This window comes from Tolypothrix tenuis PCC 7101 (assembly GCF_963874875.1).
Lineage (GTDB): Bacteria > Cyanobacteriota > Cyanobacteriia > Cyanobacteriales > Nostocaceae > Aulosira > Aulosira tenue.
In genome coordinates this window covers 2,336,096-2,352,032 of the sequence record NZ_CAWNJS010000001.1, presented here as the reverse complement: position 1 = coordinate 2,352,032, position 15,937 = coordinate 2,336,096, and the positions used below count along the sequence as shown (strand labels likewise).

Annotated in this window: 13 protein-coding genes; 5 read left to right on the top strand and 8 right to left on the bottom strand. The window is 40.2% G+C overall.

Translation table 11 applies throughout. The annotated features are described in order from the left end of the window. Window positions 1–61 precede the first annotated feature (61 nt). The 3 genes from ctaD to AACU25_RS09720 all read right to left on the bottom strand — a co-directional run bounded on the left by ctaD (window position 62) and on the right by AACU25_RS09720 (window position 2,990). Window positions 62–1,720, bottom strand: a complete 1,659-nt coding sequence (gene ctaD / locus AACU25_RS09730; protein WP_096575073.1) for a cytochrome c oxidase subunit I — start codon at window positions 1,718–1,720, stop codon at window positions 62–64. A gap of 77 nt (window positions 1,721–1,797) precedes the next feature. Then, complete coding sequence (coxB, locus tag AACU25_RS09725) at window positions 1,798–2,646, bottom strand: cytochrome c oxidase subunit II (protein ID WP_096575071.1); 849 nt, start codon at window positions 2,644–2,646, stop codon at window positions 1,798–1,800. Continuing rightward, window positions 2,643–2,990, bottom strand: coding sequence for a hypothetical protein (locus AACU25_RS09720; protein ID WP_096575069.1), 348 nt, complete (start codon window positions 2,988–2,990; stop codon window positions 2,643–2,645). Before AACU25_RS09720 ends, coxB begins: the two co-directional genes overlap by 4 nt. 1,593 nt (window positions 2,991–4,583) lie before the next feature. Here AACU25_RS09720 and AACU25_RS09715 point away from each other — a divergent pair. Beyond that, on the top strand, window positions 4,584–6,185 hold the full coding sequence (locus tag AACU25_RS09715; protein WP_096575067.1) for a helix-turn-helix domain-containing protein: 1,602 nt from the start codon (window positions 4,584–4,586) through the stop codon (window positions 6,183–6,185). A 190-nt stretch (window positions 6,186–6,375) separates the two neighbouring features. Here the strand turns inward: AACU25_RS09715 and AACU25_RS09710 are convergent, their stop codons facing one another. Then, entirely contained in the window at window positions 6,376–6,771 is a 396-nt protein-coding gene (locus AACU25_RS09710) for a DUF1499 domain-containing protein (protein ID WP_096575065.1), read from the bottom strand. 423 nt (window positions 6,772–7,194) lie between these two features. On the opposite strand from AACU25_RS09710, the gene AACU25_RS09705 reads away from it, so the two are divergent. Then, window positions 7,195–8,088 (top strand): hypothetical protein, encoded by an 894-nt coding sequence (locus AACU25_RS09705; protein ID WP_190445932.1) that lies wholly within the window; start codon window positions 7,195–7,197, stop codon window positions 8,086–8,088. Between the two features lie 116 nt (window positions 8,089–8,204). On the opposite strand, the gene AACU25_RS09700 is transcribed toward AACU25_RS09705, so the two are convergent. After that, window positions 8,205–8,855, bottom strand: coding sequence for a DUF938 domain-containing protein (locus AACU25_RS09700; RefSeq protein WP_096575062.1), 651 nt, complete (start codon window positions 8,853–8,855; stop codon window positions 8,205–8,207). Between the two features lie 370 nt (window positions 8,856–9,225). On the opposite strand from AACU25_RS09700, the gene AACU25_RS09695 reads away from it, so the two are divergent. Next, the gene (locus AACU25_RS09695) at window positions 9,226–10,374 is read left to right on the top strand and encodes an alanine--glyoxylate aminotransferase family protein (RefSeq protein ID WP_096575060.1); all 1,149 of its coding nucleotides are present in this window, start codon (window positions 9,226–9,228) and stop codon (window positions 10,372–10,374) included. A gap of 177 nt (window positions 10,375–10,551) precedes the next feature. Here the strand turns inward: AACU25_RS09695 and AACU25_RS09690 are convergent, their stop codons facing one another. The 3 genes from AACU25_RS09690 to AACU25_RS09680 form a co-directional block, all read right to left on the bottom strand. Continuing rightward, entirely contained in the window at window positions 10,552–10,890 is a 339-nt protein-coding gene (locus AACU25_RS09690) for a KGG domain-containing protein (protein WP_096575059.1), read from the bottom strand. A 1,150-nt stretch (window positions 10,891–12,040) separates the two neighbouring features. Then, window positions 12,041–12,643, bottom strand: coding sequence for a hypothetical protein (locus tag AACU25_RS09685; RefSeq protein WP_096575057.1), 603 nt, complete (start codon window positions 12,641–12,643; stop codon window positions 12,041–12,043). A gap of 161 nt (window positions 12,644–12,804) precedes the next feature. Then, window positions 12,805–13,941, bottom strand: a complete 1,137-nt coding sequence (locus AACU25_RS09680; protein WP_045870599.1) for a cob(I)yrinic acid a,c-diamide adenosyltransferase — start codon at window positions 13,939–13,941, stop codon at window positions 12,805–12,807. A 336-nt stretch (window positions 13,942–14,277) separates the two neighbouring features. Here AACU25_RS09680 and fraC point away from each other — a divergent pair, with 336 nt between their 5' ends. Beyond that, window positions 14,278–14,823 carry a filament integrity protein FraC gene (gene fraC / locus AACU25_RS09675; protein WP_096583633.1) on the top strand — a complete coding sequence of 182 codons (546 nt, stop codon included), beginning with the start codon at window positions 14,278–14,280 and terminating at the stop codon, window positions 14,821–14,823. 59 nt (window positions 14,824–14,882) lie between these two features. Next, window positions 14,883–15,926: a septal junction protein FraD gene (gene fraD, locus AACU25_RS09670; protein ID WP_096575055.1), complete on the top strand. Its 1,044-nt coding sequence runs from the start codon at window positions 14,883–14,885 to the stop codon at window positions 15,924–15,926. The last annotated feature ends 11 nt before the right edge of the window (window positions 15,927–15,937 follow it).

Sequence of the window (15,937 nt, the reverse complement as noted above, 5' to 3'; positions counted from 1 at the left end):
GAGGGAACAGGGAACAGTTCACGTATGATGCGTTAGCGATCGCGTAACGCATCAACTGGCGTTAAACCGAGGCAACAGTTTGCGCTGTTGGTTTTCCTTCATCGCTGCGCCCATAATCGTAGGGGCCGTGAGTCACAACTGGTAGTACTTCCCAGTTTTCAATCGCCGGGGGTGAAGTAGTTGTCCATTCTAAAGTTAGCGCCTCCCAAGGGTTATCTGACGCTTTGGGGCCATTCATCCAACTCCAAATGGCGTTGAAGAAGAACGGGATTACAGATATGCCGAGAATCATCGCGCCAATGGTACAAATATGATTAATTCCGGCAAACTGAGGGTCATACATGGCGACACGGCGCGGCATTCCTTGCAACCCGAGTTGGTGCATGGGTAAGAAGGTGAGATGAGTACCAACAAAAGTTAGGGCAAAATGTACTCTTCCCCAGGTTTCATTCATCATTCTGCCTGTCATCTTGGGGAACCAATGGTAAATTCCTGCATAGATACCAAATACAGAACCACCAAATAAAACGTAGTGGAAGTGACCTACCACATAATATGTGTCGTGAACATGGATATCAAAAGGTGCTGTACCCAAGGTTACACCGCCCAATCCGCCAACTACAAACATTGACAGCAAGCCGATCGCAAATAACATGGCACTGGTAAAGCGGATTTTACCGCCCCAAAGTGTTGCTACCCAACCAAAAATCTTCACGCCAGTGGGAACAGCAACAATCAGAGTGGAAATTGTGAAGAACATCCGCATCCAAGGAGGTGTACCACTAGTAAACATATGGTGTACCCAAACAAATAAACCAATAATGCAGATTGCCAAGCTAGAATAAGCGATCGCTTTATAGCCAAATATCGGTTTACGGGCGTGAACGGGAATCACCTCTGACATAATGCCGAAGATGGGCAAAATCATTAAATATACTGCGGGGTGGGAATAAAACCAAAATAAATGCTGATAAAGCACCACGTTTCCGCCAGCATCCGGCTTAAAGAAAGAAGTGCCAAAGTTGATATCAAATAATAACAGCACTAATCCAGCTGCTAGCACTGGGGTAGACAGCAGGGCTAAAACTGAAGTTGCTAAAATTGCCCAGCAGAATAACGGCATTTGCGTCCATTGCATACTGGGGACTTTCATCTTCAAGATGGTGACGACAAAATTTAACGCCCCCAAAATTGAGGAAGTTCCCACCAACACGATCGCTAAAATCCACATTGATTGGGCAGTGTTAGCTGTAATTAAACTCAATGGTGGGTAAGCAGTCCAGCCACTTTGGGAACCACCAAAGAAGAAGCTACCCAAAAGTAACGCCCCAGCTGGCGGATTTAACCAAAAGGCGATCGCATTCAATTTGGGAAACGCCATATCTCGCGCCCCCACCATCAAGGGAATCAGAAAGTTACCAAATCCCCCAATCGCCGCCGGCACAATCCACATAAAAATCATCAATGTGCCGTGATTGGTCATGAAGGCATTATAGAGGTTGGGATCGAGAAAATCTGCATCTGGTGTATTTAATTCGATGCGAATCGCCATCGCCATTAATCCGCCAATCAGGTAAAAAATAAAGGCGGTTACCAGATATTGAATGCCAATGACTTTGTGATCGATATTAAAAGTGAAATAGTCGTACCATTTCCACTTTTGGGGTACTTCGTGGTGGGTAACGACTGCTGTAGTTTTGGAAGTTTCTAATTGTGTCATAAAACCAGGGTTTAGAGACTAAGGGCTAGGGAAAGATAGAAGTAGTAAAGATTCAATCTCACCTTTTGCCTTGCAAGTTATGGATTGACGGCAACAGTTTGATCCATTTCTGGCTGTTGGGCTACACGATTTTCTGTCAGCCAGCGATCGTAATCTTCTGGGGTGTGGACAACTACAGAAGTACGCATACTACCGTGATAGCCACCACAAAGTTCGGCGCAAACTATGGGATAGGTTCCTGTTTTGGTGGCGGTGAACCGTAACTGTGTAGGTTGTCCAGGAATTGCATCTTGCTTCAACCGAAACTGAGGCACCCAAAATGAGTGAATTACATCATTTGCAGAGATGTTCAGCAATACATCTTGACCGATGGGAACGTGCAGTTCGCCTGTATTGACATCGCTATCGGGATAGTTGAACAGCCAAGCATATTGCATTCCAGTGACGTTGACCACTAAAGATGGTGGTTTACCCTCGGTTGCAGGTGTTGAACCAATCCCAATGGGGTTTGATTTGGGTTGTACCATCATTGACTCGTGGGTCATACCGTGATGATGGCCAATCTCATCCATCCCGCCCATTTCGGTGTAAACATCTACGCTGTAAACCCCTAATCCAATCACAATGATTCCGGGGATGATCGTCCACAAAATTTCTAGGGGAAAGCTACCTTCAATTGGCAGGCCATCGCCATTATCTCCACGACGACGGCGAAACTTAATTACAGAAAATAGTATTGCCCCTTGTACTACTAAAAATAAAGCAGTCCCAATGGCTACCATCACATTAAAGAAATTATCTACTAAAGGTGCTTGTGCAGAGGCTTGAACAGGCAGAAGATGATTATTTTGCCCTACCCACAAGCTAATTAGTGTAATTAAGATACCTGCAATTAAAGTTATGATCCCAAGGGGAATTTGTTTCATAAAATAATTTCCTCTGGATAAGTATTTTGCTGCCACATTTTTTCCAACAGTTTGACTTTTCTTTGCAGCACAGCAGCACGATAAGCAACATAGCTCTTATGCAAAGTAATTCCTAAACAAAGGCCAATGGGAGCCAAAATTATCACCCATAATAATATAGAAATAGCGGTAGTGACACCATGATTAGCGAAGTGTTGAACATCTGAAACAGCATACACTAGGTTTTGTGTAGCCTTAAAATTTAGATGTTCCTGCCAAACTACAATTATTGCCACTAAAGCTGGAGAAAGCACTACTAAGCTTAATAAAAATACTGTGAGAATTCTCAAGAGTTTAGATTTCATAAGCATTACTGCAAAGCCGCATATTCCTATGGATGCGGGGGTATAAGTTCTGCATTTTAAATCTGGTTATTTCCAGTTTTAAATGTCAATAATCTTTACAAATCACAGATAACCTCTTTGATATTTGATATACGCAGCTATTACTTCAACTTATGTTTGTCGCGTTTATATATAGGACTGAAAGCTAGATATAAATTAGGAATGTTAAGCGGTTTTTTGTGATATATATCACAAAAAAAGATATTTGGGTTAAATCTACTCAGGTAAAACTATATTTTTTAGAATTTCTTTAGAGTTTATATTTCTTAACTATCTATTATTGAAAGTCTCAACTATAGCAATCTGTGTAGAAAGTACAAATATCTCTTTACTTTATCCTCCTTGTTATCTTTGTCTCCTTGTCTTGTTCATATATCAAATACAACTGCGATAGAAATTGATGACACTGGTCTGAGTTCTATCTATCAAAAGTGTTATATCAGCTACCTCATCTAGTAACAGCAGTTAATTAGGGATGTACTCAACTGTTGAAACCCTTGCTTAGTAAAGATTTCAAAGTTTTTTTATGGTGGGGTACTAGTATTTTTTTGAGGGTACGAATATTTACTTACAGGTGGGGGTACTAGCGTTTCTGTACTCAATACCAAGCTCTACTGAGGCAACATCGGCAGCTATTTGTTAAGTTACTCTTTTCCAGTCGCGCTTGTACTCTCAATATTCTGTGTTTCAACATACACAATTCATCAATTACAACTAAATTCCCAACAAATATATAAACTCAGATGCGTTACGCTATCACTAACGCATCCTACATGAACTAAATTTCCCACAAATACAAAGATTTTTAGGTAAATAAAATACATCAGCAAGTAACTATATTCTGCCTATACAATAATATAGTAGTCTCAATTTTGGTGCAGCTAAGTATAAATTGATTGATGATTTGCTATCGCCTGGACTCTATTCTCTTTCTATGCAAATAGTTTTATGAATGATATTAGATTGTTATATAAACATCGCAAAATTAAAATTATCAAAATATTGCTAAAAAAAAGAGAATTTTTTTGAATATTAAATATCAACTAAATTTAATAATGTAAAATTTTCCTGATTTTGATATATTCAAATTTCTGTGACGCAAATTTCTACATTTTGCTGGCTAATTCTTAAAAAAATAATGATTTTATCGTAATAAAGTCCATTTTATGCTTTTCCTAATATCCTCTATGAAATTAGAAAGAGGTTTGTTACATTCATGTTAAAATCGGTAAATAAATGTTAGCGGGAACTACTCTGTATAATAATTTTTTGGCAAATGTGAAGATTCATTTAATAGTTCAAAATGAACAAAAAAATCATACTTTTTTGGTTAAAAAAGTTACTAATGTTAGTATAGTAAGATGTTGATATCAACATAATTGTTGAATGAAGAGCAATTAAGTTTAACTGATAAAAATTTTGCGGCGATCGCGTATTAGCAACATCTAGAAAATTCGGCATCTTTGCCACCGAGAGGAATAAATAAAAGCTGAAGCCCGTAGATATTTACGGCTTTATTTAGCATTTCAATTTAAAAATCACTCTAACAATACTATGCCCTACGCCATTACTAAGCGCTGTATTCAGTGTGACAAATGCCTTCCTCAGTGTCCTAAAGATGCGATCAAAGTTATCGATGGTGACTACTGGATAGACCCTAGTTTGTGTAATGACTGCGAAGGTTATATGACACCGCAATGTGTCATTTCTTGCCCTGTCAATTCTCCAGTCCCTTATCAAGCAAAAAAGGGTAGATGTAAGGTTGATGCTAATCTGATTGCCACTCAGAAGCTATTTACCGATGGAAAAGGACATCCTTTTGCCTCAGCCATCGTCATTTGGGAATTATGTAACGTTTTAGCACAGCGTCAATCGCTTCCCTGGGAAGTTGATGCGGATGGAGAGCTGTATTATCAACGACAAATTAATGGCGGTAAAGGTGCGATCGCATTCCGAGTGACGGATAGTAATAATTCTGAAGCAACAAGCGTACTTAAAGGTGCCAAGGCTTTATCTGCGATCGAGGCATTTGATATTAGATCTGCTTGTATGCACTTAATCTATGCAGCTCACGCCACTAACCTAGATCATCCTTGGGAAGAAGAGTTTACCATCAACGACCGACAGATTGAGGACTATCTAGGGCTAGATAAACGTAAAGACTTGAACAAAACTACCAAGCTAGCTTTGATTAAAGAACTTGCTCAACAACCCTGTCAACTGATCGCTTCTATTGATTTACCCGCAAAAGGAAAGATACCGGGAGTATACCTAGAAAAAAGCCGCTTGTGGCATTTATTAGATATTCAACACCACTTTCAAGAAGACGATTTAGGATGCAAACATCTAGTTGGATTAACTTTTACAATTAAAGCCGGTCAGTGGGCAGAGTATTTTCTCAATCGCCAAGGTTGCAAAGAGCGTACTGCTTTCTATCAATACGGTACCTTACCCAAAGCTTTACTAAATGTAGTCATGAGCATTTGGCAGCAGCATGAAGGCGCAGCGCGGATGATGCTGTGGTTATTATTTAAAACCAAAATAGGTAGAGAACAGCGCATTACTATCCCCACCCTCATGAGAGTTGCTTATGGCGAGCGAAAACTAAGCCAAGTCTCTGGACACCCGGAGAATCGCCAACGCCTCTTAAGAATATTTGAAAGCGATTTAGAAGTACTTAATTATCATGGACTCAAACCTATATTCGATCCCGTTACTTACCCATTAGAAATTCAACCTTTATGGGCAAAGTTAGTTGATATCCCCGAAGACGCAGACGCAGCATTGGACTTCTGGATTGATGATGGTAGTAACGGTACGCGATTAACTGATGCAGCTCCTCGTGGTAAGTGGAATCGATTAATGAATGCCCGCATCTTATATTTTGAAGTTCCACCAGAGTGGAAAAAACAACTGGCGAAATCTAAGAAGAAGCAGCGAACTACTAGCCGCAAAACAAAATTCAAACCACAAATAAATCTTTCTGTTGAATATATTCTTGAAGCTAGAAAAAGGCTAGGGTTAAGCCAACGAGACTTAGCAAGGCTAACAGGTAAAAGCCAAAGTTGGATTCGTGATATTGAAAATGGGCGTTTTGAAGCGAAATTAGAAGACCAAATGTTATTACGAAAAGCGCTGGGGATGGCGAATGGGTAATGGGGAATGGGAATTTCTCCCTGCGCTTGTAAAGACGCGATTAATCGCGTCTCTACCCCGCCTCTTTAGGGACTTCCAGAAAATAAATTATCCCATTTCCGAGAGAAGATATTTTTATTTTTCCCCCTGCTCCCTGCCCCCTGCCCCTCTGCCTACACAGTGATAGTACATTTTTTAAGTTGGAAGTCCCTTAAGCTTCGTTAAACTTGGCGCGAATAGTTTCTATGCGTTGACGATTTACACCTAAATCGCTTTGACCCAAGCGGGAAGCTGAACGCACCTGAATGACATTTGCGTTGCGGTCAAGATAAAATTCGACATCATCCACGAAGCCTAGTAAGGCACTTTTAAATTCTGCATATAGGTAATCAGGACTTTCTGTAACTATCTGGGTTCTGGGTAAAGACTCAATGATACTTTTAAGATTGGCGATCGCTTCTTCTGGGGTTGATGTAAAAGTCAGTGGGGCAATTTGATGGACTGCATCTGCACTTTGGCTAGATACACAGTTAGGGCTATTGGGACAAGATGCTAGTTTCCCGTTATTAACCCCTAAGTTATTAGGTCTTTTACCTGCAAAAACCATAATTATCTTGTGAAATTGTGTAATTTAAAGTCGTATTTACTCTAGAAGAATTAATTACTCACAAGCAACCCACCTAAGATTGAATATATATTTTGCATAATTATAGGAAACACGCCTGTAATATGCTGTAAATGAACGTGAGGCTTGTTCCGTCTCTTTTACCTCCTCATAGTTACTAGATTTTTTCATAAAAAAGCAAAATATTAATATTTATTAAGATAAACGGATTAATTGCGGGTAACTCAAAATAGTTATGATTGTATGAAATAGTACTTTTCAATTAGTCAAAAATTGCCAATAATTTATCAGTTTATTTTAGATAACAGAATAATAAATTGACTTATATTGATCGGTCTTATCAGTTAGCTTAAATAACTGATTGATATTCTAAATATTGTTTGTAGCTAAATACAGAGATTGCTCATGTTTGGGAAAAAATTTTCACATTATTTTACCATGCTGAGTGCTGTTGTCTTAGGATTAGCAACAGTTGCCGCAGTCCCAACATCGGAAGGGGAATCAAAAGCATTACAATATTTGTTGCAACGTTGGCTAGGATTTCCTGAAGTTCAGTTAATACCAGGGCAACTACCAAAGCAATTACCTGTAAATTTGCCATTACCTGAAAAAGCAAAAATTGTTGGTAGTATTGCCCATTCAGCAGAGAGCTTTGAAATAATTCTGGATGTAGTGCAATCACCAGAACAAGCTAAAACTTTTTACGAGCAACAGCTAATTAAATCTGGCTGGCAAATAGAAAAACAGGAAGATTCATCAAATCAAAAGTCAGGTTTTGTACTTTCAAACTCTATTTTGGATGACAATTCGACAAATGAAGACATGACATATTGCTCTATCTCCCATAAGGCAATATTAAGTGTTGAACCAGCTAACAAATTCTTCTCCACTACGGAAATACGTCCAGAAGTACGTCTAAAACTAGAACTTTCCCCATCTACAAGTTCATCGGAATTTCAGTGTTCAGTTAGTAAATCTATTGAAAAAGTACAACTTCCAGCCTTAGTCTCTCTATCCGATGTGGAAATTAGCGGAGTCTTTGGTACGAATTTAAAAACATCTGCTGATTCTTATGCTGTATTAAATACTAAACTTGATGCTCAAGCATTAATGAATAATTATGCTGCTCAGGTTGAAAAATTCGGTTGGAAACGACAAGATAGCAAGCAAAACAAAACAGGTATTTGGAATACTTGGACTTTTAAAGATAATCAAGGTCAGTCCAAGCAAGGAATGTTAAGCATTACTCAGCTTGCAGGTAGGAAAAATGAGTATGTTGCTTATATAGAATATCATTGAATCTTACAAATAATATCTGATTCAATTGGATGATTTATTGTCTGCAATCACCTAACTAAAAACACCTTTATCAGTATCTTTTCTGGTAACGAGCAATGATTATCTCCAAAAATAATTTATTCATTAGCAGAGCGTTCAAACACCACGGAAAGATTATTTGCGGGCATTTGGTAAATCTGTTTGAAGACAAAATTTTCTGCATTAGCTGCTGCAATTACATCCTCTAAGTTACGCACACCCCACTCGGGGTTTTGAGCGCGTAAATATTCGTCAAAAGCAGCATTACTCGGTGCTGTATGTTCTCCACCTCGCTTAAATGGGCCGTATAAATACAGGATACCTCCTGATTTCAGGATGCGATTTGCCCCTGCCATTAGCCCCAGACAAGCTGACCAAGGTGAAATGTGAATCATATTAATATTGACGATCGCAGTAATTGGTGAAGTCTCAAGCCACTCGCTGACTACTCCTGTTTCCACTGGCCAAACTGCTTCTCTCACATCCAGTGTTTGCGGTGGATAAATATTATCATAGCCACAGTGTTCAATCCAGGCACTAATGCTGGCGAGTGACTGCGGGTTGACATCTGTGGGTAGCCACTGGTGCGGGCTGAATTTGGGAGCAAAAAATACTGAATGTTCGCCAGTTCCAGAAGCTATTTCTAATATCGTGCCACTCGCAGGTAACACTTGTAAAAGTACTTCTAAAATCGGTTCGCGGTTGCGCTGGGTTGCGGGTGCTTCTTGCCTTGCGTCTTGTGGTGCCATTCTTGTAGTTGCCAAAAGAAAGGGGGATAACTGCCAATACAGTTCGGTTAAGGGGGCAAGGGAAAAGGGGAAAAGGATTGAATTCACCCTTACCCTTTTCCCATTACCCTTTTCCCAAATCACGAGGGAGATGCAAAAGACTTATCCGAAGCGTATTGGGAGAACTGCCATCAAGACCATAATACCGGGGGCAAGGTTATCTAAATTGGTAATTATCTTTGAAATATCTTGCTTTTGATGCTTGTAAAAGTATGCTGCATCTTACTTCAACAATCATTGATAAGCAAAATTAAGAATCCTAAGAATCACTCAAAAAACGGTGATGCGATCGCTCTATGATGCGGTAAGTACCGCATAGCTAAAAAAAATCATGACGCATACCGTATCAATCAACGACAGTCAGAGGTTACAGCTTGCACCTTTAGCAACACCCAATCGTCTATTATTGGGGCCTGGCCCTTCCAATGCTCATCCAGCCGTTCTTCAGGCAATGAATACCTCACCAGTTGGACATCTCGATCCCGCTTTTCTTGCTTTGATGGATGAGATTCAGTCATTACTACGCTACGTATGGCAGACAGAAAACCCCCTAACAATTGCAGTTAGCGGTACCGGAACAGCCGCAATGGAAGCAACCATCGCCAATGTTACAGAACCCGGCGATGTCGTATTAATTGGTGTAGCGGGATATTTTGGCAATCGCCTTGTTGATATGGCGGGGAGATATGGCGCAGATGTCCGCACTATTACCAAACCTTGGGGACAAGTCTTTAATTTAGATGAAATCCGCACAGCACTAGAAACTCATCGCCCAGCAATTCTCGCTTTAGTTCATGCTGAAACCTCTACAGGCGCGCGTCAGCCTTTGGAGGGAGTTGGTGATTTATGTCGTGAATTTGGCACGCTGCTACTAGTGGATACTGTTACAAGCTTGGGTGGAGTGCCCATATTTTTAGATAATTGGGGAGTTGACCTCGCTTATAGCTGTAGTCAAAAAGGTTTAGGTTGTTCTCCGGGTGCTTCACCCTTTACCATGAGTCCCCGTGCTGTAGAGAAATTGCAAAACAGACGCAGCAAGGTTGCTAACTGGTATTTAGATATGAACTTGCTAAGTAAATATTGGGGTACGGAACGCACCTATCACCATACAGCGCCCATTAATCTTTACTATGCATTACGGGAAGCACTGCGTTTGGTGGCGGAAGAAGGACTAGCAAACTGCTGGCAACGTCATCAAAAAAATGTAGAGTATCTCTGGGATAGTTTGGAAGATATTGGATTAAGTATGCACGTAGAGCGAGAATATCGTCTCCCAACACTGACCACTGTCCGCATCCCTGAAGGAGTTGATGGCAAAGCCATTGCCCGTAAGTTACTTGATGAACATAACATTGAAATTGGCGGTGGTCTTGGCGAACTAGCTGGTAAAGTTTGGCGCGTTGGACTAATGGGCTTTAATAGCCGTAAAGAAAGTGTTGATAGACTTTTAGAAGCACTGCGCCAAGTATTACCTAAATAGGGATTAGGGACTAGGGACTAGGGATTAGGGATTAGGAACTACTAAGTAGTTTTTTACCCAGCACTCATAAATTTTTCCAGCTAACCTCTGATGTGATCAATCACACAACGAAGGCATGAAAATTAACTGTTCCCAATACCCAGTACCTAGTACCTAGTTCCCAATCCCTATTAGCCTCTATTTATTCTTGTGGCTTTGCTTTCCAGCCTTAGAATGTTGCTCTCGGGTACCACCCTGAGTGCCTTTGCCTTCTTCGTTATCGTCCTCATCATCATTGTTATTTGATTTGCTGCTGCCTCTGTGGGAACTCTTGCCGCCCTTGCTGCCAATTTCAGCCATGTGTTCTCTGTCTTGGCTTACAGCTTCACCACCCTTGCGTCCAGCTTCACGCGCTTCCTCAGAGGTAAACTCGTGTGCTGTACCTTTTTCATGAGCAGCGTGTCCGCCTTTACTAGCAATTTCGCGTTGCTTATCTTCATCCATAGAAGCAAAACCGCGCTTACTGGTGTCTGACATTTGAAAACTCCTTTTAACTAACTAAAGCTTTTGACTTTTGTAGCCAGTGGAAACCTTGTTCGGTTTCTCATGTCAAATAATTACTTTCTTAAGTTAGCTACCAAATTGAGTTGTATTCATGTCTCCTTAGGGAGAAAGATTTACGGTTAGGGCATGACTATATATATATACAAAGATATATACTGAAACCTAGAATTAGCGATAATCTCTTGACCTAAAAAATCACAGAAAAATCCAAAGAAAAGCTTTAAATTCTATGCTCCAGTAAACTTGATAAATTCTATTTTTGCAGAGCTTGCTTAATAGAGGAAATCTGATTTTTTACAAAAATGACCAACTAGTGAATTATTAGCTGAGAATTGCTAATATGTACCCAAATCTATAGAGGGTAGGAGTTCCCTACCCTAAAATTTATGGATATGTAGCGAATGATGAAGAATTGGTACATATTGCAAAGCGCGATCGCTCTCCTCAAATTCCTCAAATGCTTGGTAATCAGTTGAGTTAAAGAATCTCAATTGCTCTAGAATTTACTGGGATAGAAAACCAGCGAATAAAAGCGGTAAAAGAATTAAAGCCGAGATAATCAACACTAGCGTGATTGGCTGTATTTTTAAAATGTTCTTGTCAGGCTCTGGCATTGTTCACCTTAAAAAAAGATAGGTAGACAATTTCAGGCTAAACTATTTTCGCGATCCGATTCAAGCCTATCTAGGTTGAAATATCACATACTTTAGTAATACCAAATCAAAGAATGTTTGCGACACATTAATAATATTCTAGAGGGCAAGGCACTGCCCATTAGTGTCAACTTAAGCTTAAAGCTATATAGGGCGGGCGTTGTACAAATACCTCGCGCCCTCATCCCCTAACCCCTTCTCCCGCAGGAGAAGGGGAACTAAATCTCTTGCTCCCTTCTCCCTGTGGGAGAGGGGCTGGGGGTGAGGGCGAAACCTTGCACAAGAGCGGGTTTCACGTTAAGTTGACACCAATGAGGCACTGCCTTGCCCCTACAATCTGTCGCATTCTTTTTTCAAATTGGTATAAGATTTAGATCCCCGACTTTTTGAAAAAGTCGGGGATCTGGGTTATCCCTAACAACAACTTTGTAATTACGAATTACGAATTACGAATTACAAATTATTCTGTTTTATTTCTCAGCCGAGTATACCGGACTTGGTCTTTTCAACTTTGCGTAGGTGCGGCGAACAGGTGGCTGATGCACCATAGAATAACCCATCCAAAGAATATTTTGCCGTTCTTTAACGGGAAAGGAAACTGTGTGGACTAATGCATCTTGTTGCCACATTAGTGAGGAAAAAGGTTGTGGTGGGTTTTGCTGATTTCCTTCTAATAAATACCCTTGAATATTTTTTCCTAAAGAAACTGGCTTACCTGTGTGTCTGTGTTTATAAAATTCTTTGATTGCAGTTACAGAATTGGGGCTATCAACGCTAAAACTGCCTACTAAACAAGACGTATCAGTAGTTTCACAACTGAACAAACCCACAATCATACTGCGAGGCGAATTACTAGAAAAAACTTTGACAGTTAGTTTACTGAGCAAATCGCGATTGCTTCCATCTCCTAAGCGAATTTGTTCAGGTAAACGCATTGCATACCCTGGTGGTAAGCTTTGCTGGATTTCTGGCAATTCCGAAATAAACACTTCCGACGGAATAGCAAAAGCCGGAAATGTACTGCCTAAAACAGCTAGAACAGCTGGTAAAGTAAGTAATTTACGAAACAGCATATTTTAACCATTTTTTATAAGTGGATAATAAAAACTACTTGAAAAAATGGTTAAAAAGCCTGAGAGGAATTACTTATTAATTAGTAATTAAAAAATACAATTGGATGGGGAAAGGGTAATGGGTAATGGGTAATGGGTAATGAGAATACCAAACACCCAATTTAAAAATCTACGCCACGTTTTAGTTCTACACCGTGATTGGCATAGTGTTTGTGACAATAAACCTCGGAGTGAACGCTGGCTAAATCAAAGTATGAAGGTTGATTTTGACAGCGACCAGTGATGATTACTTCCGTATCACGGGGTTTGCGAAGTAATGCTTGCACAATCGGTTCTACGGGGAGTAATTCTAAGTCAACGGTGGGATTGAGTTCATCCAAAATAATGGTTTTATACAATCCAGATGCGATCGCAGTTTTGGCAATTTCCCAACCTCTTTCGGCTTCTACGTAGTCTAATTCTTGTCGGGAATTGCGCCAGACGATCGCATCTCGTCCACAGCGTTGGTGATCCACTACCTCTGGATATGATTGCTGTAAGGCTGCGATCGCTGCGTCTTCTGTGTAGCCGCTACCACCTTTAAGCCATTGCATAATCATCACGCGGGTAGAACCAGGATGATTGATTCCTCTACCAATAGCTTGTAATGCCTTACCTAAAGCACTGGTAGACTTACCTTTGCCAGCACCCGTATAAATCTCAATCCCCTCAATCAGTAATGCTTCTGCTGTGGGGTGATGTTGAGGCTTCATTTCCGAATGTAAATCAGCAATATCTAGCAGCTTTTGCGGTGCAGCACGTCCAGTAGCAATAATTTCTAAATCCTGGGGTTTAGACTTAAGTGTCCGTACAACTTCATCAACTTCCAGCAAACCTAAATCTAGAACTGGGTTAATTTCATCGAGAACTACAACAGAATATAGACCAGAGGCGATCGCACCTTTGGCGACATCCCAACCTCTAGCTGCTTCAGCACAGTCAAAGGCAGTAATTTCGTCAGGCCCAAAATATTCTGCTCTCCCAGTTCGTACCTGGTCTATTAAATGGGGAAAGCCACGCTGCAATGCAGCAATTGCGCCGTCCTCATCATAATCTCGTTCTGGCCCCTTTAAGAATCTTAGTAATAAGACACGATTTGCATTGCTCGGTGTATTAATTCCCAAGCCAATCGAGCGCAAAACCACGCCTAAAGCTGCTTGGGACTTCCCTTTCCCAGCACCGTCGTAGACGTGAATTTGACCAGTGAGCCGTTCAGGACGCACTTGCGCCGTGCGAATACCGATACCGTTCCTTGTCATTTCTCGAAAAGCTCTAATGTAGCAATTTTTAATCTTAACGAACGTCTTGCACTCTCAGGTAGAGCGGCTATGATATTTGGGCATTGGGAATGGGGCATGGGGCATTGGGCATAGAACATTAAATATATGTATTAAATTTGAAGCCTTAATTTTTCACCCATTACCCATTCCCCATTACCCATTACCCATTCCCCATTCCCCATTACCCATTCCCCATTCCCCGAAAAATACTGGCACATCCCGATGGTAAAAGGCAAGAACAATGAGATAATTGCCCCCATCACAGTGGGTATGCCAGTTATACTCTCTACAGTTAACCCTTACAGAGGAAGGTTTATGTTTGACGATTGGACGCTTCCCAGAGTCTTGCCGATTGGCGCAATTTTGTTTGATCTCTTATTTCTACTGATGGCCATCTCTATAGAAGGCTACTGTCTCAACAGAAGATTAAAATTTGACAAAAAAACTAGTATTTTTTATGCAATATCTATTAATCTCTTTTCCAGCGTGATTGGTTGGGTAGCGTTTTTCGTCATAGAGCCTATGTTGCCCCTGCAGTTGAGGACAGAATTAATTAACTATATATTTTTCAATACGGTTAAATATTCTAATACCCAGACCATCATTATTTTGTCTGCTTTTATAATTTTCTTTGCTACGTTTATTGTCAAGTTATTTCTGCTCAGAGGTTTCTCACTCTTACTCAATGAAGAATTTTGGAAAAAGAGAGAGGAAACTACAAGCAATGAACCTCCCAACTGGCGTAAGCTCAAACGCTATAAGTTAATTAGTAATAATTTGGTATCGACTTTATTAATAGCTAATTCTTTAAGTTATACGGCTATAACTTTTGTTTTACTGATTCGCAATAAAGTTTTCTAATTTAATTATTGACGCGACAGTATGATCTGATGAATATTAAATGACCTAGAGGTTAAAACATGAACGTATTATTTAAGGATTTACAGGGTTTCACCAATTTTATTTCAGATATATACGCTAGGCTCAAAAAGATATTTGTTCCTCCCAGGGCTTATGCATGGCAGACATTAATTTATTTAAGTGTCTTTTCTTGGGCAATATCTTACTTTGCTACGCCTCCTATTAAGGATGTAATTGCATTTTTTGGTTGGTTATTTTTAATAGCTGGTACATCTTGGTATACTACCGATGACCCTTTAAGGGTTCCTGGTACTTTTATGCCTGTCGGTGCAGTAATCACAGGATTTTTAGTAAGTGTGTTTGCATTTGGGCAACAAAATAATCCTGGTATTACTCCCAATACTATAGTTTTGTGGCCGACAATCTCGGCACTAATTACCGCCGTACCAGAATTTTTTGAAGGAAGTGGTACGGATGCTAAAGCTCAAATTCCTAAACCAGAAGACCGCCAAAGAATAATTGTTTTGGTAGCTAGCTGTATGGTACTAAGTTGCTGGCTGCAATTCTACTTTGTTGTCAATAACTGGGTAGAAAAATATCCTAGTTTATTGTCTGATAATTTTAAAAACAGTGCCTTTGTAGTTAAAACAGAATTGCCAACCAACATTCCCCCTAATGGTGCGTTAATTCTGAGAGAAATTAGACCAAAATTAGAAAATCAAATCGATAAACAGCCTTGGTCACAAGTCGAGAAATGGCTACAAAGTGCTAATGCAAATCTCAGTAATCTCGCAGATCAAGTAATTCAAGACAAACGCCTCAGACAAAAAGACGAGAAGTTTTTATGGCGAATTGAACCACGAATTTCCAACCCTAATCCTCGCAAAAAAGACGAATATATACTAGATATTCTCAGTATTTGGACTGGCCCTAGTTCTGACAGACGCGGTTATTATCTCAAGCAGTCCTGTCAAATTCGACCAATTGCAGATACTACGAGCAGAGCCACTAATTCAAAAACCGATGAAAAACCCATCATCGCCGAAGTTGAATGCGGCAAGGTTAGTAAACCAATTTTAGGATTACCGCCAGCGCAACGATAGGGACTTACAAC

What these genes read in the sequence shown, in the direction of transcription:
- AACU25_RS09695 (WP_096575060.1), top strand. Translation starts at nt 9,226, where the DNA reads ATGACGCATACCGTATCAATCAACGACAGTCAGAGGTTACAGCTTGCA.
- ctaD (WP_096575073.1), bottom strand. Translation starts at nt 1,720, where the DNA reads ATGACACAATTAGAAACTTCCAAAACTACAGCAGTCGTTACCCACCAC.
- AACU25_RS09690 (WP_096575059.1), bottom strand. Translation starts at nt 10,890, where the DNA reads ATGTCAGACACCAGTAAGCGCGGTTTTGCTTCTATGGATGAAGATAAG.
- AACU25_RS09680 (WP_045870599.1), bottom strand. Translation starts at nt 13,941, where the DNA reads ATGACAAGGAACGGTATCGGTATTCGCACGGCGCAAGTGCGTCCTGAA.
- AACU25_RS09685 (WP_096575057.1), bottom strand. Translation starts at nt 12,643, where the DNA reads ATGCTGTTTCGTAAATTACTTACTTTACCAGCTGTTCTAGCTGTTTTA.
- AACU25_RS09720 (WP_096575069.1), bottom strand. Translation starts at nt 2,990, where the DNA reads ATGAAATCTAAACTCTTGAGAATTCTCACAGTATTTTTATTAAGCTTA.
- AACU25_RS09705 (WP_190445932.1), top strand. Translation starts at nt 7,195, where the DNA reads ATGTTTGGGAAAAAATTTTCACATTATTTTACCATGCTGAGTGCTGTT.
- AACU25_RS09715 (WP_096575067.1), top strand. Translation starts at nt 4,584, where the DNA reads ATGCCCTACGCCATTACTAAGCGCTGTATTCAGTGTGACAAATGCCTT.
- fraD (WP_096575055.1), top strand. Translation starts at nt 14,883, where the DNA reads ATGAACGTATTATTTAAGGATTTACAGGGTTTCACCAATTTTATTTCA.
- fraC (WP_096583633.1), top strand. Translation starts at nt 14,278, where the DNA reads ATGTTTGACGATTGGACGCTTCCCAGAGTCTTGCCGATTGGCGCAATT.
- AACU25_RS09700 (WP_096575062.1), bottom strand. Translation starts at nt 8,855, where the DNA reads ATGGCACCACAAGACGCAAGGCAAGAAGCACCCGCAACCCAGCGCAAC.
- AACU25_RS09710 (WP_096575065.1), bottom strand. Translation starts at nt 6,771, where the DNA reads ATGGTTTTTGCAGGTAAAAGACCTAATAACTTAGGGGTTAATAACGGG.
- coxB (WP_096575071.1), bottom strand. Translation starts at nt 2,646, where the DNA reads ATGAAACAAATTCCCCTTGGGATCATAACTTTAATTGCAGGTATCTTA.